Raw genomic sequence first — 24,265 nt, 5'->3', positions numbered from 1 at the left:
TAGTGACAAAACCTGAAAATAATACACGGCCTGCTCCCCAAGAGCAGGTCGTTACTGTTGCTTATCTTGCTGCCCAAGGCGATGGCTGTGCAAAACTGGCAGATGGCACCGTTGTGCACCTGCCTGGCACCCTACCCGGCGAAACGCTGCGCATTGCCAGCACAGACGCAAAAAAATGGCGCGTAGAGGCCGTTACTACGCCCTCTGATGAGCGTGTCACACCCCCTTGCCCGTTGTTTGAACGGTGTGGCGGCTGCACTTTACAGTATATGGCTCCCTCGGCCTTGCTGCGCTGGAAAACAGAGCGCGTGCAGCATGCTCTAACCAAGGCCGGTTTTACGCAACTACCTGCTATCCAGCAGCATCAGGTGCCTCCCCATTCGCGCCGCCGTGTTGATCTGGCAATTAGGCGCAACGGCAAAGAGCTGATTATTGGCCTGCATGCCCGCAATAGTGGAGATGTGGTTGACCTGACCACCTGCACTATTATGCACCCCAAAATTCTTGAGGCCCTGCCAGTGCTCCGCCAAGCACTCCGTAGCCTTGAAGGGCTCCGCCAAGCTGGTGAAATCAAAATAAACCTGCTCGATTCGGGTTTGGATATTTTGTTTTCAACCGATGGTGCCCTCACCAGTGCCGACCGCACGCGGCTAGCAGCTTTAGCCAGTACACTCATGGCACCGCGTATTAACTGGTACCAACGCGGGTCTGAGGCCTACGAGACCGTGGCGCAGCGCGGCTCTGTTTTCCATAAATTTGGTGAGGTTTCTGTTGCCCCTCCGGCTGGTGCTTTTTTACAAGCCACCCAGCAGAGCGAGGCATGGATACAGCAAGCCGTTTTAGCTGCCCTACCCGCCAAAATGGCCAAGCGTGATGTTATTATGGAGCTGTATGCAGGCTGTGGCACGCTCAGCTTTCCATTAGCAACACGCCAGCGCGTTTTGGCTTATGAGGGTTACCCACCCGCAGCCGCCACCCTAAAAGCGGCTTCTGGCGGTATGCGGCTTGAGGTGTTCTGCCGCGACCTAAACCGCCAACCCATAATGGGTAAAGACCTAAGCGACGCGGCAGTGGTGGTACTAGACCCCCCACATGCCGGCGCCAAACTGCAAATGAAGCAGCTTGCCAACGGTAAACCCAAGCACGTTATTTATGTAAGCTGTAACCCGGCCGCATTGGTGGCAGATGCCGCCGTGCTGCACGCCGCAGGCTACAGCCTAACCAGCGTGCAGGTTGTTGACCAGTTTTTGTGGTCAGCCGAAGTAGAAGCCGTATGCGGCTTTACACATGGAAGCTCTCGCCGCATCCGCAGCGGCCCTTCTCGTTTGGGTTGCTAAACACAAACCCTTCCTCAAGGTCTGTTTGCTGAAAGTCCATTTCTGAACCAATCAGAAACAGCACAGCCTTGTGGTCAACCAGCAGGGTAAGGCCTTTATCTTTCACCACATCATCACCGGGTTCCGGCGCATCAACAAATTGCATGTCGTATGCTTTGCCCGAGCACCCTTTTGTGGTGACAGAAATACGCAGGGTTTGGCCTGCATGTGCCGTTTTATAAAGATGCTCAAGCTGCCTAGCCGCTGCGTCTGACAAACGCATGAGCGGCGGCAATTCCCTTTTGGCAGGTGATGACGCAACAGTTGCCTGAGACATGGTTCCGTCCTTTCCTGTTAAAACATATTCAGTGCAAGGCGGGCTTCATCGCTCATGCGCGACATATCCCACGGTGGGTCCCACACCACATCAACCGATGCAGAGGCAACACCCGGCACTTTTTCAACTGCGTCTTTGACCTGCAACGGCAGTTCCTGCGCGCTGGGGCAGTTCGGGGCCGTCAGGGTCATTTCCACCTTAACCCGGCCATCATCAAAGAGTTCTATGGCGTAAATAAGCCCCAACTCGTAAATGTTTACGGGTATTTCGGGGTCATGCACGGTGGCAATGGCGGCAATTACAGCGTCTTCATCCACCGCACCAGCACCAGCACCAGCACCAGCACCAGCACCAGCACCAGCACCAGCAGGCTGCGTTGCCTGTAATGCGCTGTCATCCTCTGGTGTCCAGCTTTCTACTTTGGCCTGCTCTGCGCTGCTCTGGGGTTGGTCAGCATGCAGTACGGTTTCACCGCTCTGTGGTGTAGGCGTTGTTTGCGCTTCCACCGTATCAGGAGTGTGCACCTTTTCAGATATCGACATGAACAAGCGCCTCCTTCAAAGCGACCCACGGCAGTTCCGCACACCGGATCCGAGACCGATGCGCACGCAAAGGGGCAAATGCTTCTAGCTGCCCCAATGCGGCTGTTTCTTGTTGCCCACCACTTATGTGGCCGGGCGGTGTAGTTGTCTCTTGCACCAACATGGCTGAAAAACGCTGCCCTACCTCTCGTGCCTGCGGTACGCTTAGGCCGGTAATACGTTCTGCCATCAGGTCTGCTGCAGCCAGACAAATAGCGCAGCCACGGGTCTGGTGGCGTACCTGACTAATATGGTTATCGGTCAGGGCAAGTTCCACCCGTGTTTTATCACCACAGAGGGGGTTTTTACCTTCGCCAACCCTATCGGGCTGCTCTATCCGGCCAGCAAAATGTGGTGTGCGTGAGCGCTCCACAATAAGCCGGTCATAGAGTGCTGCCCCCTCTATTACGTCACTCACACAAAGAAGTCCCTTATGCGTATCAGTGTGTCAGCCAGCACATCAATTTCTTGCTTAAGGGTATAAATACCAAAGCTGGCACGCGCTGTTGCGGTTAGGCCAAGGCGGCGCATAAGGGGTTCGGCACAGTGGTGGCCTGCCCGTATGGCAATACCGTTGCGGTCTAACAAGGTTGCAAGATCGTGCGGGTGCACGTCTTGCATGGTAAAAGATACCACGCCCCCTCTGTCCTGTGGGTTACCCACAACAGACAGGCCCGGCACATCTTGCAACCGCTTAAGCGCATAGGCTGTCAGTCCTGCCTCGTGTGCGGCAATGGCGTCCATACCAATGCTTTCCACCCAAGAAATGGCAGCACCCAAGCCAATTGTTTCAATAATGGCGGGGGTGCCTGCTTCAAACTTGTGTGGCACATTGGCCCACGTAGAGCGCTCGAATGTAACGGTAGAGATCATGTCTCCGCCACCCATAAAAGGTGGCATGGCCTCTAGCAGTTCTTTGCGTGCCCACAACACACCAATGCCAGTGGGGCCATAGAGCTTGTGGCCCGTAAAGGTGTAGAAATCTGCGCCCAGAGCCTGCACATCCGTTTTGCGGTGCACCACAAACTGGCTGCCATCAAACAAAACCAAAGCCCCGGCAGCATGCGCCAGGTCGGCAATCTGTTTTGCCGGTGTAACGCCACCTAACACGTTAGACATATGGGTTATGGCCACCAAAGCCACGTTGCCATCAGACAACAAGGCCTTAAAGGCGTCCATATCCAGATCACCCGCATCGGTAATGGGGGCAATACGCAGCTCTATACCTGCTCTGTCACGCAGCATTTGCCACGGCACAAGGTTGGCGTGGTGCTCCATTTCAGAGATCACCACGGCTTGGCCCGGCTTAAGCAGCGCACCATAAGAATACGCCACCAAGTTAATGGCTTCCGTACTGTTACGGGTAAAAACTATTTCCTCGCGCGAGGGAGCGTTAAGAAAACCCGCAACTAGGTCGCGCACACCTTCATACGCTTCGGTTGTGCGCTCGCTCATCCAATGCAGGCCACGGTGAATATTGGCATATTGCGTGCGCATGGTATCGGCCATGGCATCAATAACTGCATTAGGTTTTTGAGCAGAGGCCGCGCTGTCTAAAAAAACCAGCGGCCTATCGTGCACTTTTTCACCTAAAATGGGAAACTGCGCACGAATGGCAGAACTCTCTAAAGCCTGCTGCGGCTGCGTGGTATGGTGCCCTACAGACATGCTTATGCCTCCTCCCCGCTGAGCGGGTAACGTGTGGCCATAATATGTGCGCTCAGAGCGTGGGCTGTTTCGTCGGCTATCAGATCCAGTGCTTCTTCCAAAAACGCATGGATCAGAATTTGCCGGGCTTCTGCTTCTGGCACGCCACGGCTGCGTAGGTAAAACATCTGGTCGTCGTCCAGCGCACCAACTGTGGCGCCATGGCTGCATTTCACGTCATCAGCGTAAATTTCCAGCTCTGGCTTGGCGTCAATCTCTGCGTGCTCAGATAGCAGCAGAGCTTGGTTCATTTGGTAGCCATCGGTTTTTTGCGCAATGCGCTCAACCAGAACTTTACCCTGAAACACCCCGCGCGACTGCCCATCAAGCACATTACGCACCGTCTGGCGCGAAATGCAGTCTGGGGCCGCATGGGTAATAACGCTTGAAATATCGCCATGCTGTTTAGCACGCAGGCGCTGGGCACCATTTACATGCACCTGCGCATGGGCCGCACTCAAACGGGCATGCACTTCGTGCCGGGCCAAAGCTGCCCCAACACCCAGCACAAAGCTATTATACGCACCGCGCTCATCAATCTGGGCATACAGAGTAGCCAGACTGGCGGCCTCATCACTCTCAGACTGAATGGTTAGGTGGTTGAGCTCTGCGCGGGCAGCAACACTTACTTCTAGCACGGGGTTATGCAGGTAACGCCCCTGCCCGCCCTGTATGCAGGTTAAGCGCAGCTTACCGCCTTCAGCCACATGCACGCTGTGCCGTGGATGGAAAGAAATCGGCGCTCCCGCCTGAGCTTGCCCAAGCGATACCAGCAGCACATGCCCACCATCTACTCCGGCTGGCACGCTAATTTGCGCCCCATCTTCTGCCAAAGCTGTGTTCAGGGCTGTTAGGGCTTCTCTGTCTGGGCAAGCCAACGGGCCAAAGCTGCCTGTTTTGCTAAAAAACGCAACAGACACTCCTTCAGGCAACACAGACAGGTCTGGTGCGTAATACCCATTTACAAACACCAAACGGGCAAGAGCAGCCCCAACACCTGCTGTTACGCCAAGGCGCTGTAACTCTGCCTGCGCCCATGTTGCATCATACGCACGCACAGGGCCTGCAAACGGGGTTTCGGCTAAAAAGCGCAGGCCCGTATATTTCCACTCTTCCACCCGGCGGTCTGGCAGACCTACCCGGTGTAAAGCGCCCAAAGCCGCCGTGCGCTCCAGCCCCTTAACGGCGTCTAGCCGGGGCTGAAAAGGCTGCAACGTGGCTTTAGTGTCTTTGGTCACAGCGTTCACGCGGCCTCCGCAAGAAAGCGGGTGTACCCTTCGGTATCAATCTGCTCGGCCAGTTCTGGGCCACCAGAATGAATAATGCGGCCTTTTGCCATAACGTGAATACGGTCTGGCTTCAGGTAATCAAGCAGGCGCTTATGGTGGGTAATAACCAGCGCAGAAAACTGCGGTGAGCGCATACGGTTAACGCCTTCGGCCACAATGCGCAGGGCATCAACGTCTAACCCACTATCTGTTTCATCCAGAATAGCAAAAGACGGTTGCAGCAGGGTCATTTGCAGCACTTCGTTGCGCTTTTTCTCACCGCCTGAAAAGCCAACATTGACGTTACGTTTCAGCATGTCTGGCGCCATAGAAAGCGCCTTGGCGGCCTCACGCGCGGTTTTCAGAAAGGCTACGGCATCCAGCTCTTCCTGCCCACGGGCACGGCGCACGGCATTGACGGCTGTACGCAAGAAGTTGGCATTATTAACGCCGGGTAGTTCAATAGGTGCCTGAAAAGCCAAAAACAGGCCAGCCGCAGCACGCTCTTCTGGCTCCATTTCAAGCAGGTCTTTACCATGAAAGGTCACGCTGCCCGCGGTTACTTCATAGTCTTCACGCCCAGCCAGAACGTAAGACAGGGTAGACTTACCACAGCCATTTGGCCCCATAATGGCGTGCACTTCACCCGGTGGAATGCTGAGGTCTACACCGCGCAGAATTTCTTTTTCCTGCCCGTCAGCATCAATCCGGGCGCACAGACCGGAAATATCCAAAAATTGGGTCATGTCTTGCACTCCCTTACCCTACGCTGCCTTCAAGGCTAATCTGCAACAATTTCTGAGCTTCTACCGCAAATTCCATGGGTAGCTCTTTTAAGACGTCTCGGCAGAAGCCGTTCACAATAAGCCCCACGGCGTCTTCTTCAGACAGGCCACGCTGGCGGCAATAGAACAGTTGGTCTTCTGAAATTTTGGACGTCGTGGCCTCGTGTTCAATACGGGCCTTCATGTTCCGGTTTTCAATGTAGGGCACGGTATGCGCCCCGCACTGGTCGCCAATCAACAAGCTATCGCACTGCGTAAAGTTACGTGCGCCAGAAGCTTTAGGCAGCACACGCACCAACCCACGGTAAGTACTGTCTGACTTACCGGCACTAATGGTTTTAGCAATGATGGTTGAGCGCGTATTGCGCCCAATATGAATCATTTTTGTGCCGGTATCTGCCTGCTGGTGGTTGTTTGTCACCGCAACCGAGTAAAACTCACCCACAGAACCTTCACCCTGCAAAATGCAGGACGGATACTTCCATGTAATAGCAGAGCCAGTTTCAACTTGTGTCCAAGATATTTTGGAGCGAGCACCACGGCATGCGCCACGCTTGGTCACAAAGTTATAAATACCGCCACGACCATTTTCATCGCCGGGGTACCAGTTCTGCACGGTGGAATATTTGATGGAGGCATCTTCCATAGCCACCAACTCAACCACAGCCGCGTGTAGCTGGTTTTCATCGCGCATAGGGGCGGTGCAGCCTTCAAGGTAAGAAACCGAGGCACCGTCTTCCACCACAATCAGGGTGCGTTCAAACTGCCCTGTGTTACGCGCATTAATACGGAAGTAGGTTGAAAGCTCCATGGGGCAACGCACCCCTTTGGGCACATAGACAAAGGAGCCATCCGTAAACACCGCAGAATTGAGTGCGGCGTAAAAATTATCGCCCGTGGGTACAACACTGCCCAGATATTTACGTACCAAGTCTGGGTGGTCTTTTACCGCTTCTGAAATAGGACAAAAAATAACGCCTGCTTCTTCCAACGTTTTGCGGAAGGTTGTGACCACAGACACACTGTCAAACACGGCATCAACCGCTACAGGCATACGGGCTTCTTCACCCTCTGGCACTTCTACGCCAGCCAGCATAGCCTGCTCATGCAACGGAATACCCAATTTTTCATAGGTACGCAGCAGTTCAGGGTCGACTTCGTCCAAAGATTTGGGGCCGGGCTTTTTCTTGGGGGCCGCGTAATAATGGGCATCTTGATAATCGATGGGTGGGTACGCCACCTTGGCCCATTTGGGCTCTTCCATTTGCAGCCACGCATGGTAGGCGGCCAAGCGCCATTCAAGCAGCCACTCTGGCTCTTCCTTACGGGCAGAAATCAGACGAATGGTGTCTTCATTCAAGCCTTTAGGGGCGAGATCCATATCAATATCGGTCTCAAACCCCCATTTGTAGGAGGATTGCCCCAGTTTTTCGACCGCTTCGCGGGTTTCTGTCACTGCTGGCATAGATCAAGCCCCTCCACATCGTGTGCTAACACCACCAAACTGGTTTTTTGCCATCAGGGCAGAGCCACATGTGCTGTTCTGCCGCATGGTCTCCAGAGAGATGGCTTCAAGTGTATCTCTGATGGCTTTATTGATCGTATCCCAACTGCCGCATAGCCCGCAGGATACTCCGGCATCACACTCCCCACCTTCAACACAGGCGGTCAGGGCAATGCGGCCATCAACAGCAGAAATAACGCTTGCTACCGAAATTTCAGCCAAGGGGCGTGCTAAGCGGTAGCCGCCTTTTGCCCCCCGCTGGGACAGCACAAACTTGTTGGCCGAAAGCACTTTGAGAATTTTTGCAACCGTTGGCTCGGGCACGCCCGTTTCTGATGCCAGAAACGGAGAAGTCACGACACCATCTTGGTCGCCAAGATTAACAAGTATAACGACCGCGTAGTCAGCCAGCCGGGAAAGTTTCAGCATTATCCTGCATCACCTGATTGGAGACCTGTTAGGTCCTGTTTGAGACACATGGGACGAAGTCCTGTAAACGTCAACCCAAAACCACACCAATCTGGCATACCGCGCAAACGTGATGTGTGCTGCAACTCAGGGCCATCACCCCTTACTGGGCGTTAATGCCAAACAACCCTCTCAAGATGGCAAACAGTAATGCCCCCACCCCGAATCCGACTAACGTGCCGTTAAACCTGACAAACTGGAGGTCTTTACCAACACGCAGTTCCAGCTTTTCAGCAATTTGCACGGCGTCCCACCCGGCAACGACCTTGGCAATAAAGTCTGCCATTTGTTCCCGTACAAAAGGTAACGCCTTAAAGACCGCTTTGTTCACGCTTTCCATAATCTTGTGCCGCAAAACGGCATCGTGCCGGGCCTGTTGCGCCATACCAGCCAAGGCCTCCTGAATAACCGAGGCAATGCGGCCATCTGGGTCTTCAACGTCGGCCTCTACCATGCGCCGGAAACGCTGCCATATGTCCCCCCACCATACGGTCACACTCTCATGTGAGAGCACGCCCATAACGGTCTGTGAAATTTCGGCCCCGCGCTCGGGGTCTGTTTCAATGCGGTCAATCTGGCCGCGTACCCATGTGGTAAAACCTTCACGCAGGCTTGAATTTTGGGGGTCAACGCGCTCCAGCTCTTTACTGGCCGCCATCAAAACCCGGGTAGCAATAGACCCACCAATCGCCCAGCCTAAAATCCGCCCGCCCTGCTCTCGCACGCGGTCTTCAATCATGCTGCGCAAGGCCCCTTCTTTGGCCTGCAAACCATCTTTTATCTGGCTTAAAAAGTAAGACAGCACTTCTTGGTGGCGGTCATCATCTACAAGGCTCCGTAGGGCTTTGGCCACAATAGGGGCCAAATTGTTACCGCCCAACAAGCGCGGCAAGGCTTTGCTTATGGCCGTGCTGGCCCGCCCATCTTCCAACCTGTCGAGCATTTGCGGCATGGACGACAAAAGAGAGCGGGTAATGGTCTCGCGCGTTGCGGGGTCGTCCATCATATTCGCCAAGAAAGTTGGCAGATCGACCTGCGCCAACACGCGCGACACTTCTTTTTCTGTAAAAACCTGCCCAGAAACAAACCGCCCCAAGGCGCGGCCCAAACGCTCTTTTTGGGCAGGGAGAATCGCAGTGTGCGGAATAGGTATGCCTAAAGGGTGCCTAAATAGGGCCACCACAGCAAACCAGTCTGCCAGCCCGCCAACCACACCTGCACGCGCACCCGCACGCAGCATTTCAAGCCAAAAGCCATCTTTCACCCAGCCCGCAGCAGGGGCTGCATAGCCTGCAACGGTAAGCCCACCCATAAAAACCAGCAGTCCGGTTGCCCCGCGCTGGTAGCGTTTTAGGGTTTGGCGGGCGGCTTTATCTGCGTCACTTTCAGGATACGATGTCATGCTTAACTCGATAGCACTCTCAGCCTTTCACCCCAAGAGTGCGTGAAGCCTGTTGCTGAGTAGGCCCAGACATGAAACTGTTCTTTCTAACCTTTGCCTAACAACAATAAGTGTAATTGCAGATGGCTCCTCGTTTTGACCTCTCGGTTTTCCCTGAAGCGTTTCAAGCATTCCTTAGACCGCTCCTTAACACCCCAGAAGATGCGGTCTGTATTGAGACCTCAAACCCCGTAACCGCTGCGGCACAAAGCGTTGCCCATGCCCTTGCAACCGGCACTTTGCATACGCAAGACATTACCAAACAGATACAGCGCATACGTGATACCGCGTTTCTGCGCCGCGCAGGCCGCCTGCACCGCTATGTTGGTGGCACAACACCCCAAAGCACCCAGCAAAGGCTGCATGAGAGTACCGCCCAGCTTATTGCCAGCCTGCCTGAGCATACAGCCCAAGCCTTTAATGCGGCCCTTACCCCCACGCGCTTTGCTGCGGTCTTTACCGCACACCCCACCTTTGCACTGGATAACACGGTTTACAGCGCACTGGCTGAGTGCGCTTCTCAACCGCTTTTGCCCGAAACAGCACCTTTTTTTGAAACCCACCGCAGGGTAGCCCCACCAACCCTGAACGAAGAATTCACGCTGGCCACACAAGCCATCACCCGCGCGCGTGATGCTATGGACCAGCTTAACGCTGTGCTGCTCAGCACCGCCCGGCAAGAATGGCCAACCGAGTGGCAAACTCTTGCCCCTACCCCCATTATTGCCACAAGCTGGGTTGGCTACGACACAGACGGCCGCACAGATATTGGCTGGTGGGACACGCTACGCCTGCGCCTGCGTATGAAATTGTTTCAACTAGAGCGCCTTAAACACCACCTTACCCAGCATGCCCCTGCTGCCACCGCCCTACATACACGGCTTAACCAAGCCATTACCTGCGTGTGTGGCCAAATTGACGCCACGCCAGACAGCCCATGCCCCCAAGCGGTAGCCGAGTTTGCAGATAAACTGGTGAATAGCCACGGCACAGCACTCACCGCCGCGTCTGACCTAGCAACAGATCTGCAAGCCCTTATTGACGCTGCCCCCCAAGCGGCACAACTGCCGCTTGCTGTAGCACGCGCAGGCTTTTTAGCGCACGGCTTGGCACTAGCGCACACCCATGTGCGCCTTAACGCCACACAGGTGCATAATTTTGTACGCCAAAAGCTGGACATTCTGGACACCCCAGATAACCCAGCCCACCGCCGCGCCCTACTCGCCCGCGTAAACGAGGCGCTGGAACAGGTAAAACCCGTACCGGTCGACTTTGGGTCTTTGTTAGGTGACCCCTCAACCGCTGGCCGCTTAATGATGACAGTGGCGCAGATTCTCAAACATATCGATTCTGACACACCAGTCCGGTTTCTAATTGCCGAAACAGAAAGCGGTTACACGTTACTGTCTGCTCTATGGGCGGCTCACTATTTTGGCATTGCCGACAAGCTAGAAATTTCCCCCCTCTTTGAAACAGAAGACGCCATGAAAAATGGCGACCGCATTGTAGAAGAAGCCCTACGCTCCCCCGCATGGCGCGCTTATGTGCAGCGCATGGGGCGTATCTGCTTCCAGTTCGGGTATTCAGACTCGGGGCGTTATATTGGCCAGCTTGCCGCCACTAACCTTATTGAGCGCCTGCGCCTGCGCATTCATGACCTGTTGGCACAATGGGGCTTAAAAGACATTACCGTCGTGTTTTTTGACACGCATGGTGAAAGTATTGGCCGTGGGGCGCACCCCTTTAGGCTTTCTGACCGGTTAAGCTACCTCTCACCCCACTATACCCGCGCCAAATTTGCAGCCTCCGGCATGGTCTGCCGAGAAGAAACCGCTTTTCAGGGAGGCGACGGCTACCTGCTCTTTGGCACCCCAGACCTAGCCGGGGCCACGGTGGCAACCATTGCCGAGTACCTGTTCACGCCGCTTCAGGCCGAAGCAGACCCGGTATATGAGCAGCCTGATTTTTCATCAGACTTTTTCTCAAGCATTGCCGAAGGCATGACACGCCTTGTTGAAGACCCCGGCTATGCCGCCTTGCTGGGGGCCTTTGGCCCTGCCCTTATAGACCGCACAGGCTCCCGCCCCCCTGCACGCCAGAGTGCAGAAAGCGCAAACCGTAGCCGTATCAGCCACCCCAGCCAGCTACGCGCCATACCTAATAACGCCATTCTGCAACAGCTTGGCTGGTGCGCTAACACGCTACAGGGCCTTGGCGCTGCCATACTGCGCCACCCCGAAACGTTTGAAACGTTCAATACCTCAAGCCCGCGCTTTCACAGAGCGCTCGACTTCGCACGCCATGCGCTCACCGTATCAGATGACCGGGTGTTAAAATCCGTTATTCACCTGCTCGACCCAGATTTCTGGCTAGACCGCGCAACGCATGCCCCACAGCGGCACCAGCGCACGGCCTTTCTTGCTATTATGAAAGACCTTGAAAAACTCGGGTTCTCCTCAGACCTGCACGCCATGTTCCGCCGTATTCAGGCAGACCACCTTGCCGTGCGCGAAGCATGGGAAGATGCCCCCCATGGCTCAGACAGGCTGCGCGCGCTGCATGCCATACGTATTGCCCTGATTGAGCGCATTTGGTTGCTGGCCTGCAATATACCTTACTTTATGCCCCGCAGCGGCTTTAACCACGATGTTATGATGCAGCAAATTCTGTGCCTAGACATACCGGGGGTCTTGCAAGAAATGGACACCATTTTCTCTGCAGGAACGACCGTCTCCACTCTCGATTTTCATGAACCCACAGGCCTGCGTGAAGAAAGCCTGTATAACCGCGAGCATCAGACAATCTTTATTCCGATGCGTCAGCTTTACGAGCTTATGCACGAGATTAGTGTTGCCATTATGCATGAAATAGGCGCCTTCGGCTAAGAAAGTTCCTCCGTTTCACCGGAACCAACTTTCCACGCCATACGTTTTTATGACCTGATAGAGTCCTTATTTTTCAAACGGTCAGGTCATGGCATACAGACAGCATTTCAACAGCCCTCTCTTTACGTTCCATGGTATCGGAGGGCTGTCATGACCACACAAACACCCCAACTTCTTAGCCCCGCCAAAAAGCACCCCGTTTTAACTGGCTTGGCCTGTTTTGCTCTGGCCTTGGTGCTGCTTATTGTCTTTTGGTCTTGGGACTGGTTTGTGCCTTTGGTTAATAGCCGCGCTACAGCATTTCTGCACCGTAAAACGACCATAACCCACCTGCATGTTGCGCTAGGCCGGGTCACCACGGTGCGTGTAGAAGGGCTACACAGTGAGCAGCCCCAAACTTTTGCACAAGAAAAAGCCCCGTTTGCAGAGGCCAAGAGCTTAAGTGTCTCACTCGATGTCTGGTCTTACCTATGGCACCACACGCTGCGGCTGCCCCTTATTGCGCTTGATACCCCACAGCTTGATATTCTGGCCCGCAAAGATGGTGTGAATAACTACACGTTTACAGAAGATGGCAAAGAGGCCCCCAAAAGCGCAAACGCTGAACCAAACACTAAAATAACCCTGCCAGAAATTGGTGAGCTACGCATAACCTCTGGCACCCTGCACCTACAGCATGCCCCCCTTCAGGCAGATATGACCATGGCTGTGCAGACAACGCCCCCCGAAGGCAGAAGCCGTGGCACCATTACCGTAAACGCCAAAGGCCGCTACGCGCAGCAGCCTATTACAGCCCAGTTTATTGGCGGTGCGCTTCTGTCTTTTGTGGCAGACACAAACCCCTACCCAGTTGATTTACACGTTCAGAACGGCCCCACCACAGCACGCCTACAAGGCCAGATTGAGCACCCTCTTGTTTTGGGTGGTGCACAGTTAAAATTACATTTTGCAGGGCCAGACATGTCTTTGCTGTACCCGCTTACAGGTGTGCCTATTCCGCGCACTCCCGCTTACAACGTAACCGGCATGCTCGATTACACGCCTACACATATTACGTTTAAAGAGTTTCAGGGCAAAATGGGTCAAAGCGATATTGGCGGCACCATTACCGTAGACCCGCACAACAAACCACTCTCTGTAGACGCCAACCTGTTTTCAAAACAGGTTGATCTGGTTGACCTTGGTGGCTTTATTGGTGCCAAACCCAGCAAAACAAAAGCTGAAGAAAAAGCAGAAGCCAAAAGCAACACGGTTCTGCCCGATACCCCCATTAATATTCCCAAGCTCAACGCTATTAATGCGCACGTCACCTATAAAGGTGCACACATTGAAAACAAAAAACTACCACTCGATAATATAGACGCAGAGTTTTTTATAACTGACGGTGCCATTACCCTAAAACGGCTCAATTTTGCTGTGGGTAACGGTACTCTGGCCAGTGCAGCCACACTCAAACCCGACGGCAAACTCTTTAATACAGACGCCAAAATAGACTTTGCCCGTATAGACCTTGCCCGCATTATGCAGGCCACAGCAGATTCAAAAGCCCGCGGTATTATTGGCGGCCATATGACGTTGAAAGCAAAAGGTAACTCCATTGCCAGCCTTATGGCTGCGGGTAATGGTGGCCTTACGTTGGTGCTCGACCAAGGGGGCGATATTACTGCTATTCTACCCAATATTCTGGGCCTACAACTGGGTAACGCCATTTTAAGTGCTTTGGGCCTGCCTGCGCATACAGACATAAAATGCTTTATTGCCGATATGCCGCTTAAAAATGGCATTGCCTCAACCAACACCTTACTGCTCGAAACAGGTGAGGCGCGCACTTTAGGCCAAGGCACAATCAATTTTCGCAACAACACACTCGATTATGCGCTTACAACACGCTCACAAGGCCTAACCATTGCCTCGCTCCCCGGTGCGTTTCATATCAATGGGCACCTTAAATCACCCACTGTTTTGCCGGGGGCAGAAATTTTAGGAAGAGCCGCAGCCGCAGCAGGGCTTGGGTTTGTGTTCCCTCCTCTCGCCCTCTTGCCCACCATCCAGTTTGGCGTGGGTGATAAGTCTTTATGCAGCCGCGCTGTGCAAGAGGTTAATAATAACCCCGCCGCTGGCATAGCCCCCGGCGCACTCTCTCACGCACCTGGCACAAAAGGCGGCACAGTTGCTAAGGGCAGCCAAAAAGCCAAAGCCACACAGCCTAAAACCAAAAAACAGGCAACGCCCAAACCTGCAGCCAAACCCCACCACATGACCCCGGCAGAAATACGCGCCGCATGGGATGCAAAATTGAAAAACAAATAAACCGTAACGCATTGGCCCAAACAAAACCCCACCTCAAAATAATGAGGTGGGGTTTTTTAGTGCCCTTACTCTTTAAGCTGACATACCGCAGAGATTTTTAAAGAGTGCTAAGGCCAGCCTAAAAATGCCGTTTCCAATCTGTATGCCTTACTTTTGGCCCCTATAAAGCAGCGGCAGGACAGTACTACTGTTCATTTTGCCATAAACGATACAGCAAGCTCACAACTCTTATTTTCTGAAACAGTGCCTTAGTGGCGCCTTCATAAAACTTCCCACGCAACCCAACTACACCATTTACACCTAAGCAGTGCTGTGTGCCGCCCTACAGCAGCAGCGTACCTACAAAAACTTATTACGCAGCACAGCACTCTAACTGCGCTCATCTCTGCTGCTTTGAAACGGCTTCAAGGCTTTTTACCGGTTTTGCCGCAACAGGCCCAACCTCATACGGTGCTGCACATCTACAGCAGCGTGCATTAGAGCCCCCAAGCCACTCATAGACTTGCGCAAACACCACCGCACCCAGCATTTGTGCGCCAAAATTCCAGAATAGCTACGCAAAAATAAGCGCGGTCTTTTTAATAGTTAGGCCGCACAATACCGTAACGCACAAACAAAAAAGCCGCCCCAAATTGGAGCGGCCTTTCTGTATTCCTAAAACTCGGAAAAACGAAATTATTTGGACGCAGCCATAATTTCGTCGGCCACGTTGCGTGGTACCGGGTCGTAGTGGTGGAACTGCATGGTGAAGGACGCACGGCCCTTGGTCATGGAGCGCAGGTGAGAAATGTAACCAAACATTTCTTTCAGCGGCACATGAGCGCGAACCATAACAGTAGACCCAGAGGTTTCCTGATTCTGGATCATACCACGGCGGCGGTTAAGGTCACCCACCACGTCACCAACGTGATCGTTCGGGGTGGTTACTTCCACGTCCATGATTGGTTCAAGAATAACAGGGCCAGCGTGCTTCATGCCTTCGCGGAAGCAAGCCTTAGCTGCAATTTCGAACGCCAGAGCAGACGAGTCAACGTCATGGTATTTACCGTCAAGCAGCGTGAACTTGAAGTCCACAGTCGGGAAGCCTGCCAGAACACCGGTAGAAGACTGAACACGAATACCTTTTTCCACTGCTGGAATGTATTCTTTAGGAACAGTACCGCCAACCACTTTGTTTTCGAAGTGGATATCTTCGTTACGTTCCAGAGGAGCGAACTCGATTTTCACTTCAGCGAACTGACCTGAACCACCAGACTGTTTCTTGTGGGTATAGGTTTCAGTGTGTGGCTTGGTGATGGTTTCACGGTAGGCAACCTGCGGTGCACCAACGTTTGCTTCCACGCCATATTCACGACGCAGACGGTCGATGATGATGTCGAGGTGAAGCTCACCCATACCAGACAGAATGGTCTGGCCTGTTTCTTGGTCGGTTTTCAACTGCAGAGAAGGATCTTCACCAGCCAGCTTCTGCAGGGCCAGTGTCATCTTTTCAACAGCGTCTTTCGTTTTCGGCTCAACAGAAATGTCGATAACCGGAATCGGGAAGCTCATACGTTCCAGAACAACTGGGTCAGATGGGTCTGCCAGCGTGTCACCGGTCTGGGTGTCTTTCAGACCAACGAAAGCAGCAATATCACCAGCATGAACTTCGGTCAGTTCTTCGCGCTTGTCAGCGTGCATCTGGTAAATACGGCCAATACGCTCTTTGTGGCCTTTTGTGGTGTTCAGGATGGTGTCACCCGTTTTCAGAACGCCACGATAGACGCGCACAAAGGTAAGCGTGCCGTATTTATCGTTAATGATTTTGAACGCAAGACCAGCAAACTTACCATCTGGGTCAACCGGAATGATAGGCTGTGCTTTTTCGTCTTCTTCTTCACCTTCGGGTGGAGCGCAACGAATGCCTTCAACGTCATCAGGAGCTGGCAGGTAGTCAATAATGGCGTCGAGCAGAGGCTGAACACCTTTGTTTTTGAACGCCGTACCGCACAGAACAGGGCGGAACTCACCAGAGATGGTGCCCTTCTTGATGCATTTTTTCAGCGTTTCAACGGAAACTTCGCCTTTTTCGAAGTACTCTTCCATTGCCTTTTCATCAACGGACAGAGCCGTATCGAGCAGGTTCTGGCGAGCTTCTTCAGCTTTTTCCTTCAGGTCAGCCGGAATTTCTTCGTAGTGGAATTTAGCGCCGAGTTCGCCGCCTTCCCACACGATTGCGCGCATTTCAACCAGGTCAACAACGCCAATAAACTGGTCTTCTGTACCAATCGGCAGCTGCAGCGGGATAGCAACGATATCCAGCTTTTCTTTCAGCGTGTCGAATGCGTAGTAGAAGTTTGCACCCGTACGGTCGAGTTTGTTGATGAAGATGATGCGTGGCACCTTGTAACGGTCTGCCAGACGCCAGTTGGTTTCAGACTGAGGCTGAACACCGGCCACACCTTCAATAATGAACACAGCACCGTCGAGCACGCGCAAAGAGCGGTTCACTTCGATGTTGAAGTCGATGTGTCCGGGGGTGTCGATGATGTTGATGCGGTGATCATTCCACACGGAGGTCACAGCAGCAGAGGTAATCGTGATACCGCGTTCACGTTCCTGCGCCATGTAGTCGGTGGTGGTGTTACCTTCGTGCACTTCACCAATTTTGTGAGACACACCGGTGTAGTACAGAATACGTTCGGTCGTGGTTGTCTTGCCCGCGTCGATATGCGCGGTGATCCCGATATTACGGATCTTTGAGAGTTCGGATTTGGCGGACACGAAAACCTCCAGAAAACAGGTCAGGCGCGATGGAATTTCCTTCGCGCCTGTGGCCGCCGAACACCGTATTGGCGCCTGATTATGTCAGACAACCCGGCTGCCGGAAACCGGCCGATAGACGTAAAGATGCTTAATACCTTACCAAGCACCTGAACCACAGAAACCGAGCCTACTTAAAGCAGACTCGGAGCCCGTAGAGAAAGGCAGAACCCCTGAATCAGGCGCCAGCGACTGCCTGTTTTTTGGCCTGAGCGCGCAGAACGCGGCGCTTAATGACCTGAGCTTCTACTGGCAGCTTGCGGTTAGGCGTGCTGGTCAGGAAGGCGTCAAGACCACCATTGTGCTCAATGGTGCGCAGGCCGCGGGTTGTAACGCGCATACGCACAGGTGCGTTCAGCGTTTCAGAAATAAGTGACGCTTCCTGCAGGTTAGGCAGGAAACGACGGCGGGACTTGTTGTTGGCATGGCTGACGTTATTGCCGGTCAGCACGCCTTTGCCGGTGATCTGGCAGCGACGGGACATTGTCTCATCCTTGTCTAGTATAAAAAACAGAGGGCCGAGACATTTGCCCGGCGACCACATTCAGGATTGGCGCGGCTTATGGCTTAGCAACCGGCTTCCGTCAAGGGTTGACCTCTTGCTTTCTCGATTTATTCGCCGTTTTCTGCACCCGTAGACGCATGAACTTCGCCTGAGCGCACGCTATTTGCGGCTGAGTCGAGAATACTGAGAATGGTTTCTTTGTCCATGCTGCGCGCCAGCAAACCCAAAGAACCACCCAGCAAAGCAGAAGCAATAGCCAAGGGGGGCTGCTTTTCTTTTATTAAATGCTCAACCGCACTTTCAATCACCATGGCGCAGCGTGCCAGATCTTCTGGTACTTCTGGGTGCTGCTCTGGGGCCTGTGCGTGTGCTGCGGTGTCTGTCATGAACTCTTCATCCTTTTTGTTTTGGCACAGGCGTTTACTCACGCCCGGCCCTTACGATTCGCACAGAAAGCAGCTTAGCTCTGTGCTGTGTCTTTTCCAGCCACCTAGGGGGTGGCTGTATGGTCTACCCCACCCTGTGCAGCCCACATGGCTGCGTAATGCCCATTCTGGGCCAGCAGGGCGTCGTGGGTGCCACGTTCCAGCACTTGCCCCTGCCCCATCACCAAAATCTCGTCTGCATCAACAATGGTGGAGAGCCTGTGCGCTATAACCAATGTTGTGCGCCGCGCTGAAACGGTTTTAAGGGCGGCCTGAATTTCTTGCTCGGTATGTGTGTCCAGTGCGCTGGTGGCCTCGTCAAGCACAAGAATACGTGGGTCTTTTAAAATTGTGCGGGCAATGGCAACGCGCTGCTTCTCCCCCCCAGACAATTTAAGCCCGCGCTCTCCCACCTGCGTTTGGTAGCCATCTGGCAAAGACACAATAAAGTCGTGTATTTGCGCCAGACGGGCTGCGTGCTCTACCTCGGCTGGGGTAGCCCCAAGCCGACCATAGGCAATGTTGTAGCCTATGCTGTCGTTAAACAGCACGGTATCTTGCGGCACCACCCCTATGGCAGCGCGTAGGTCTGCTTGGCGGTATTCTCTTATATCGTGACCATCAACCATGACCGCACCCGACCACACATCGTAAAACCTAAAGAGCAACCGGCTGATGGTTGATTTACCCGCACCAGTAGAGCCAACAATGGCCAACTTCATGCCCGGCTTGGCTGTAAAGCTAACCCCGTGCAAAATTTCACGCTCTGGCCCGTAGCCAAAATGTACGTCTTTAAAAGCAACCTCTGCGGGCGCGGCCCCTTGTAAATGAGCGGCTATGGGGCGCGGGTTTTTAGGGTCGGCCACCTCTATATCTTCTTCTATCAGGCCAAACATGTGCTCAAGATCGACCATGGCTGTGCGAATAGCCGAGTAAACCGAGCCAAGAAAATTAAGCGGCCCATAGAGTTGCAGCAAGTAGGTATTCACCATAACAAACTGGCCAACGGTAATACGCCCGGCCTCTACATCTCGCCCAGCCAGCAGCATAATAAGCGTAAGGGCTATGGCTATAATGGCGGCCTGCCCAAAGTTAAGCGCACCGAGCGAGTATTGCGTTGTCCGTGCAGCTACCTCATACCGGGCCTGCGCCTCATCGTACCGGCGGGCCTCATGGGCCTCGTTCCCAAAATATTTGACGGTTTCGTAATTCAGCAGGCTATCCAACGCCTTGCCGGTTGCTTCTGTATTCGTGTCGTTCATACGCCGCCGAATACCCAACCGCCACGCTGTAAACTTCATGGTGAAAACAATGTAGGCCGCAATCATCAGCACAATAAGGGCCACATACTGCCAGTCAAATAATCGCCAAATAACGGCGCCAACCAGCACGGCCTGCAATATGGTAGGCGAGAGCGACATACCCATACGCAGCAGGGTTTCCACCCCTTCTGTACCCCGTTCAATGGCGCGCGTAACGCCGCCTGTATGCCGGTCTAAATGAAAGCGCAGCGACAGCTTGTGCATATGCTCAAAGCTACGAAACGCAGCCTGCCTTGCCACCCTAAAGCGCACAGGGGCAAATAACGCATCTCGCAGGTTAGTAAGGGCCGCAGATACAAGCCTGACCAGCCCATAACCCACAATAATAGCCGCCGGTGCCCACGCCAAGCTAACGGGGTGAGACAAGCGGTCAACCACGCGGCTATACACCAGTGGCACGGCCAGAGTGGCAAGCTCGCCCCCCACCATAACGCACAGCACAAGCACAACGCGCCACCGCAAGCTGGCATTACCTTGGGGCCAAAGGTAGGGCAGCAAGCGCGAGAGCGTAACAGAGGCCGGTTGTTGGGGCGAACCGGAAACGCGACGTTGACGTGGGGACATATACCCGATGTGCCATGCCTTTTGTATTTTGCAACCCCGCCACACCTTGCTTCCGTGCTGCACAAGCCGGATAAATGGGCAAGAACCCTTTTTTGAGCATAAGCACGACAGGACATTTTATGCCGTCAGACGATACCGCTTTTCTTCGTCATCTTAGGCAGTGCAACACCGCTGTTGTGCCGGGGCCACGCTTTGCCTTTACGTTGGGGGGCAAACAAGCGGGCTGGATAGACCCCACCATTGCAGACCGGTTGGAGCAAGAAGGCCTGGGCAGCCGCACAGCAGGCTTTACGTTAAACGACCCCAGCAAGCTGGAAAGCTTGGGCGAAAAGCTGGCCCAAGAAGGCTTTTACCGCTCGCACCATGAGCTGTTTGACGTAATGCCAGACTTAGGCCAGCCAGCCGTTGCCCGTATAGACCGCGGCGCACTCCCGCTTTTTGGATTGGTAGCCATTGGCGTACATATGAACGGCTTGGTGCGTAAACCTGATGGCCTATACCTATGGACAGGCCGCCGTGCACAAAACAAACGCCTAGACCCCGGCAAGCTAGACCATTTAGTGGCAGGCGGTGTACCGGCAGGCCATAGCCCGCAAGAAGCATTGGTAAAAGAAGCCGCTGAAGAAGCCAGTATTGCAGCAGAACTTGCCAGAACCGCGCAAGACGTTGGGCGCATTGTGTACGCCCTTAACCGCCCAGAAGGGCTGCGCCGGGACATTTTATACTGCTACGACCTGTTTTTACCTGAAAGTTTTGAGCCCATTGCCGCCGATGGAGAAGTAGACTCTTTCAGCCTTATGCCGCTCTCACAAGCCTATGCCCTTGTGCGCGACACGGACGAGTTTAAATTTAACGTCAACCTAGTGCTTATAGACCTGTTTTTGCGGCAGGGCTTAATAGACCCGACCTCTGAAACCGGCAGGCTGTTACGTGCAGGCCTAACCGAAGGGCTTTCACCCGCCAGCCCCGGCAAAACGGCGTAAACCACAAAAAAGGCGGCCTCTTTTTAAAGAGCCGCCCTTTTTATTCTTTTAAGCCGTAACGTTTTACGGCTTAGGCAGACATTTTGGCATCAAGCAGTGCTTTGGCTTGGGCCTCGGCTGCTTTCATGCAGGCCAGCAAGCTTTCGCGTATTTCTTCAAGCCGTTTTTTGTCGGTTATTTTCAAACCAAACAAATCTTTCACATAAAACACGTCCACTGCGCGCACGCCGTAGGTGGTAATATGGGCAGAGGCAATCTGGAGGTTTTCCCGGCTCATAGCTGCCGTTACATCGTGCAGCAAACCGGGGCGGTCACGGCCGTTAATTTCAATAACTGTAAAGGTGTTAGAAGCCCCGTTATCTATCACCACACGTGGCGGCACATGAATGGCACGCATACGCAGGGGCATATGCCCAAAACCAGCCTGTGCAATTTCTGCCTTAATATCAATCTGGCCGCTCAGTGCCTGCTCAATAAGGGAAGACAGGCGTGTTAGACGGTGGGTTTCTTCATAGGCACTCCCTACCGTGTCCTGAATCCAGAACGTATCAAGCGCCATGCCGTGCATCATGGTATGAATCCGAGCATCGACAATAGACGCACCAGCCAGCGCCAAAGCCCCCGCAATTTTTGAGAACAGCCCCGGCACGTCTATGGAGTAAACGGTTACCTCCGTCACGCCACGCGCTGGTAGCGGCAACACCTCAACAGTAAGCGGGGCTTCACGCGCATCAGCATCTCTTATAAGGCGGGCATGGCGTTTGTGGGTTTCGTGGTCGAAAGACAACCAGTAACCGGCGTAACCCAGTTCCAAAAAGCGTTCGATATCGGGCTGAGGTATGCCGTCTTCGGCCAAAATTTCTGCTGTAATTTCTTTAGCGTGGCGTACACGCACGTCACGCTCGGTCGTGGCAAGGCCGCCTGCCAGCACTTCAGCCACGCGCACATAAAGCTCGCGCAGCAAAGTGGCTTTCCATGCGTTCCACACGCGCGAGCTTACAGCCCGCATATCCACAATGGTCAGCAACAGCAGCAAACGCAACCGCTCAGGAGACTGCACAATATCTGCAACGTCCAGAATGGTTTTGGGGTCGTCAATATCACGTTGGAAGGCCGTGTGGCTTAGCAGCAAGTGGTGTAATACCAGCCAAGAAACGGTTTCGGTTTCTTCGCCCGACATACCCAGTTTTGGGCACAACTCGGCTGCAATTTCTGAACCAATTTCAGAGTGGTCTCCGCCCCGCCCTTTGGCCACATCGTGCAATAATACGGCCATATATAAGGCACGGCGAGAATGCAGCCCTTTAACCAGCTCATACGCAACCGGTATTTCATCTGCCATGCGGCCAGAGGCCACCTCGTCCATAATGCGTATGGCTTCTATTGTGTGCTCATCGACCGTAAACACATGGTAGGTGTCAAACTGCATTTGCCCGACAATGCGCGCCCAGTCGGGAATAAGACGGCCAAAAATGCCGGTTTCGTTTAAAATATGCAGCCAGTGCGCATGGCCCGGTGGGGCGTGCTGCTCATAACTGGTCATAACCTGCGCTTCAGAATCAGACGGCATGGCCACTTCACGGCGGCGGCGGCCTGTTGTTTCTATCTGCGGTGCTTCACCACAGAGCAGGTCAAGAAAAATACGGGCTGCTTCAGGGTCTTCACGCAGTTCTACCGCGCGGCGCTCCCACCGAATAAGCTGGTGGCGGGCCAAGGGGTGCAGCGGCCTGCGGCGCATACGCGCCCAGTCTAGCAACTGCATCATTTTAAGCGGCTCTTTATCAAACGAGATACCGCGTTCTGGCAAAATCTGGCCGTCTATCAGGGTAAAGCCTGCCTCACGCATGGCCTCATCTGGTTTAACGGCAATGGCTACTGGCCCTTGTGCCTGCCTTAGTACGGCTGGCTCAAGCACATGGGTTAGGCGCATAACCTCACGCGCGGTCAGGAAGTAGTGGCGCATAAAACGCTCTACCCCATTTTGGCGACCATGCCGGGTGTAGCCCATACGTGCGCCAATAACGGGCTGCATATCAAACGTAAGGCGTTCTTCTGCCCGCCCAGCCACGTAATGCAGGTGCAGGCGTACAGTCCATAAAAAGTCCCACGAGCGGCGGGCACGGGCTGCTTCCTGCTCGGTTAAAATACCCATCCAAATAAAGTCTGGGGCAAGCAGGTCTGTTACGTGGCGGGTACCAAACGTGTTGCGGCACATCCAATAGAGTGTTTGCAAATCTCGCAGGCCACCACGGCCTTCTTTTATGTTTGGCTCTACCAGATAGGGGCTGTCCCCAAAGCGGCGGTGGCGTTCTAGCCTTTCACGCCGCTTGTCATGAATAAAGCCAGCGGCACCTGCCTCAACGCACGCCACAATGTAGCGGGCCTCAAACATGGCAAAAAGGGCACCATCGCCAGCCAGCAGGCGGGCATCAAGCAGGGCTGTGCGTACGGTTGTGTCTTTGCGGGCTTCTTCTATGCACTCTGTAATCGTGCGGGTGGCATGCCCAACTTTAAGGCCCAAGTCCCACAGAAAATAAAGAACATATTCAACCAGACGGTGGGCATCATGTGCGTTGCCCTCATCGGTAAGAAAAAGCAGGTCTATGTCGCTAAAGGGGGCAAGCAGGCCGCGCCCGTAGCCGCCGGTAGCCGCCACAACCAAGTTGCTGCCACTACGGTTTTCCTGTGTGCCCTCACCCACTATACCCGGTGTGGCAGTAGCCCGCAGGGCTAGGTCTACAATGCCGCGTACCAGCACGTCGGTAAAAGCCGCTATCTGCTTGGCAGAGGCCGCACCTTTAAGCTCGTGCTTTTCAAAACGCGCACGAATATCTGCCTGGTAGCGGGCCAAATAGCGCCTAAAAATTGCCACGGCCTCGTCCCGTTGGGGGGTGGCACTGTCATGCGGCGTTGCGTCCCTTAGCTCACGGGCAAGGCAGGCTGCCAACCCTTCTGGCGTAAGGCGGGCCAATGCAGCGACGTCGGGTTGCCCGGAGGCTGTATTTACGGGGGCGTTGGGCATTGCGGGCGAGTTCTGCTCCAAGGGACAGGGCTGTTCGGTC

18 protein-coding genes are annotated in these 24,265 nt (G+C 54.0%); 4 read left to right on the top strand and 14 right to left on the bottom strand.

Features of this window, described 5'->3' with window-relative positions:
• The first annotated feature begins 2 nt into the window (after positions 1-2).
• The gene (locus Abor_RS02520) at positions 3-1,337 is read left to right on the top strand and encodes a class I SAM-dependent RNA methyltransferase (RefSeq protein ID WP_048840246.1); all 1,335 of its coding nucleotides are present in this window, start codon (positions 3-5) and stop codon (positions 1,335-1,337) included.
• Here the strand turns inward: Abor_RS02520 and Abor_RS02515 are convergent.
• The 9 genes from Abor_RS02515 to Abor_RS02475 form a co-directional block, all read right to left on the bottom strand.
• Positions 1,282-1,653 carry a HesB/IscA family protein gene (locus Abor_RS02515; protein WP_048840245.1) on the bottom strand — a complete coding sequence of 124 codons (372 nt, stop codon included), beginning with the start codon at positions 1,651-1,653 and terminating at the stop codon, positions 1,282-1,284. The two genes, Abor_RS02520 and Abor_RS02515, sit on opposite strands and share 56 nt — an antisense overlap.
• Positions 1,654-1,670: 17 nt before the next feature.
• A complete protein-coding gene (locus tag Abor_RS02510) occupies positions 1,671-2,195 on the bottom strand; it encodes an SUF system Fe-S cluster assembly protein (RefSeq protein WP_048840244.1) in 525 nt (174 codons plus the stop codon).
• Positions 2,182-2,652 carry a Fe-S cluster assembly sulfur transfer protein SufU gene (sufU, locus tag Abor_RS02505; RefSeq protein WP_181014194.1) on the bottom strand — a complete coding sequence of 157 codons (471 nt, stop codon included), beginning with the start codon at positions 2,650-2,652 and terminating at the stop codon, positions 2,182-2,184. The genes Abor_RS02510 and sufU overlap by 14 nt, the downstream gene beginning before the upstream one ends.
• Complete coding sequence (locus Abor_RS02500; protein WP_048840243.1) at positions 2,649-3,902, bottom strand: cysteine desulfurase; 1,254 nt, start codon at positions 3,900-3,902, stop codon at positions 2,649-2,651. The genes sufU and Abor_RS02500 overlap by 4 nt, the downstream gene beginning before the upstream one ends.
• Positions 3,903-3,904: 2 nt before the next feature.
• Positions 3,905-5,188 carry a Fe-S cluster assembly protein SufD gene (gene sufD, locus Abor_RS02495; RefSeq protein ID WP_048840242.1) on the bottom strand — a complete coding sequence of 428 codons (1,284 nt, stop codon included), beginning with the start codon at positions 5,186-5,188 and terminating at the stop codon, positions 3,905-3,907.
• A complete protein-coding gene (gene sufC / locus Abor_RS02490) occupies positions 5,185-5,955 on the bottom strand; it encodes a Fe-S cluster assembly ATPase SufC (RefSeq protein ID WP_048840241.1) in 771 nt (256 codons plus the stop codon). Before sufC ends, sufD begins: the two co-directional genes overlap by 4 nt.
• Positions 5,956-5,968: 13 nt before the next feature.
• On the bottom strand, positions 5,969-7,459 hold the full coding sequence (sufB, locus tag Abor_RS02485; RefSeq protein ID WP_048840240.1) for a Fe-S cluster assembly protein SufB: 1,491 nt from the start codon (positions 7,457-7,459) through the stop codon (positions 5,969-5,971).
• Between the two features lie 3 nt (positions 7,460-7,462).
• The gene (locus Abor_RS02480) at positions 7,463-7,927 is read right to left on the bottom strand and encodes an SUF system Fe-S cluster assembly regulator (protein WP_048840239.1); all 465 of its coding nucleotides are present in this window, start codon (positions 7,925-7,927) and stop codon (positions 7,463-7,465) included.
• Positions 7,928-8,069: 142 nt separating this feature from the next.
• Positions 8,070-9,368 (bottom strand): DUF445 domain-containing protein, encoded by a 1,299-nt coding sequence (locus Abor_RS02475; protein ID WP_048840238.1) that lies wholly within the window; start codon positions 9,366-9,368, stop codon positions 8,070-8,072.
• 122 nt (positions 9,369-9,490) lie between these two features.
• Between Abor_RS02475 and Abor_RS02470 the strand changes: the two genes are divergently transcribed.
• Positions 9,491-12,292 (top strand): phosphoenolpyruvate carboxylase, encoded by a 2,802-nt coding sequence (locus tag Abor_RS02470; RefSeq protein WP_048840237.1) that lies wholly within the window; start codon positions 9,491-9,493, stop codon positions 12,290-12,292.
• A gap of 150 nt (positions 12,293-12,442) precedes the next feature.
• A complete protein-coding gene (locus tag Abor_RS02465) occupies positions 12,443-14,602 on the top strand; it encodes an AsmA family protein (protein WP_048840236.1) in 2,160 nt (719 codons plus the stop codon).
• 675 nt (positions 14,603-15,277) lie between these two features.
• Here Abor_RS02465 and fusA read toward each other — a convergent pair.
• The 4 genes from fusA to Abor_RS02445 form a co-directional block, all read right to left on the bottom strand.
• Complete coding sequence (gene fusA / locus Abor_RS02460; protein ID WP_048840235.1) at positions 15,278-17,365, bottom strand: elongation factor G; 2,088 nt, start codon at positions 17,363-17,365, stop codon at positions 15,278-15,280.
• 217 nt (positions 17,366-17,582) lie between these two features.
• Complete coding sequence (gene rpmB, locus Abor_RS02455) at positions 17,583-17,888, bottom strand: 50S ribosomal protein L28 (protein ID WP_048840234.1); 306 nt, start codon at positions 17,886-17,888, stop codon at positions 17,583-17,585.
• 128 nt (positions 17,889-18,016) lie between these two features.
• Positions 18,017-18,295 carry a hypothetical protein gene (locus Abor_RS02450; protein WP_048840233.1) on the bottom strand — a complete coding sequence of 93 codons (279 nt, stop codon included), beginning with the start codon at positions 18,293-18,295 and terminating at the stop codon, positions 18,017-18,019.
• A 104-nt stretch (positions 18,296-18,399) separates the two neighbouring features.
• Positions 18,400-20,154: an ABCB family ABC transporter ATP-binding protein/permease gene (locus Abor_RS02445; RefSeq protein WP_269471482.1), complete on the bottom strand. Its 1,755-nt coding sequence runs from the start codon at positions 20,152-20,154 to the stop codon at positions 18,400-18,402.
• A 185-nt stretch (positions 20,155-20,339) separates the two neighbouring features.
• Here Abor_RS02445 and Abor_RS02440 point away from each other — a divergent pair, with 185 nt between their 5' ends.
• Positions 20,340-21,203, top strand: a complete 864-nt coding sequence (locus tag Abor_RS02440; RefSeq protein WP_048840231.1) for an NUDIX hydrolase — start codon at positions 20,340-20,342, stop codon at positions 21,201-21,203.
• A gap of 70 nt (positions 21,204-21,273) precedes the next feature.
• Here Abor_RS02440 and Abor_RS02435 read toward each other — a convergent pair whose 3' ends face one another.
• Positions 21,274-24,225 (bottom strand): [protein-PII] uridylyltransferase, encoded by a 2,952-nt coding sequence (locus Abor_RS02435; protein WP_048840230.1) that lies wholly within the window; start codon positions 24,223-24,225, stop codon positions 21,274-21,276.
• Between the last annotated feature and the right edge of the window lie 40 nt (positions 24,226-24,265).

Source organism: Acetobacter orientalis (assembly GCF_000963965.1).
GTDB lineage: Bacteria > Pseudomonadota > Alphaproteobacteria > Acetobacterales > Acetobacteraceae > Acetobacter > Acetobacter orientalis.
This window is presented reverse-complemented; position numbering and strand designations above follow the sequence as displayed.

What these genes read in the sequence shown, in the direction of transcription:
- Abor_RS02500 (WP_048840243.1), bottom strand. Translation starts at nt 3,902, where the DNA reads ATGTCTGTAGGGCACCATACCACGCAGCCGCAGCAGGCTTTAGAGAGT.
- Abor_RS02480 (WP_048840239.1), bottom strand. Translation starts at nt 7,927, where the DNA reads ATGCTGAAACTTTCCCGGCTGGCTGACTACGCGGTCGTTATACTTGTT.
- Abor_RS02450 (WP_048840233.1), bottom strand. Translation starts at nt 18,295, where the DNA reads ATGACAGACACCGCAGCACACGCACAGGCCCCAGAGCAGCACCCAGAA.
- rpmB (WP_048840234.1), bottom strand. Translation starts at nt 17,888, where the DNA reads ATGTCCCGTCGCTGCCAGATCACCGGCAAAGGCGTGCTGACCGGCAAT.
- Abor_RS02515 (WP_048840245.1), bottom strand. Translation starts at nt 1,653, where the DNA reads ATGTCTCAGGCAACTGTTGCGTCATCACCTGCCAAAAGGGAATTGCCG.
- sufC (WP_048840241.1), bottom strand. Translation starts at nt 5,955, where the DNA reads ATGACCCAATTTTTGGATATTTCCGGTCTGTGCGCCCGGATTGATGCT.
- Abor_RS02435 (WP_048840230.1), bottom strand. Translation starts at nt 24,225, where the DNA reads ATGCCCAACGCCCCCGTAAATACAGCCTCCGGGCAACCCGACGTCGCT.
- Abor_RS02510 (WP_048840244.1), bottom strand. Translation starts at nt 2,195, where the DNA reads ATGTCGATATCTGAAAAGGTGCACACTCCTGATACGGTGGAAGCGCAA.
- sufB (WP_048840240.1), bottom strand. Translation starts at nt 7,459, where the DNA reads ATGCCAGCAGTGACAGAAACCCGCGAAGCGGTCGAAAAACTGGGGCAA.
- Abor_RS02470 (WP_048840237.1), top strand. Translation starts at nt 9,491, where the DNA reads ATGGCTCCTCGTTTTGACCTCTCGGTTTTCCCTGAAGCGTTTCAAGCA.
- Abor_RS02465 (WP_048840236.1), top strand. Translation starts at nt 12,443, where the DNA reads ATGACCACACAAACACCCCAACTTCTTAGCCCCGCCAAAAAGCACCCC.
- Abor_RS02475 (WP_048840238.1), bottom strand. Translation starts at nt 9,368, where the DNA reads ATGACATCGTATCCTGAAAGTGACGCAGATAAAGCCGCCCGCCAAACC.
- Abor_RS02440 (WP_048840231.1), top strand. Translation starts at nt 20,340, where the DNA reads ATGCCGTCAGACGATACCGCTTTTCTTCGTCATCTTAGGCAGTGCAAC.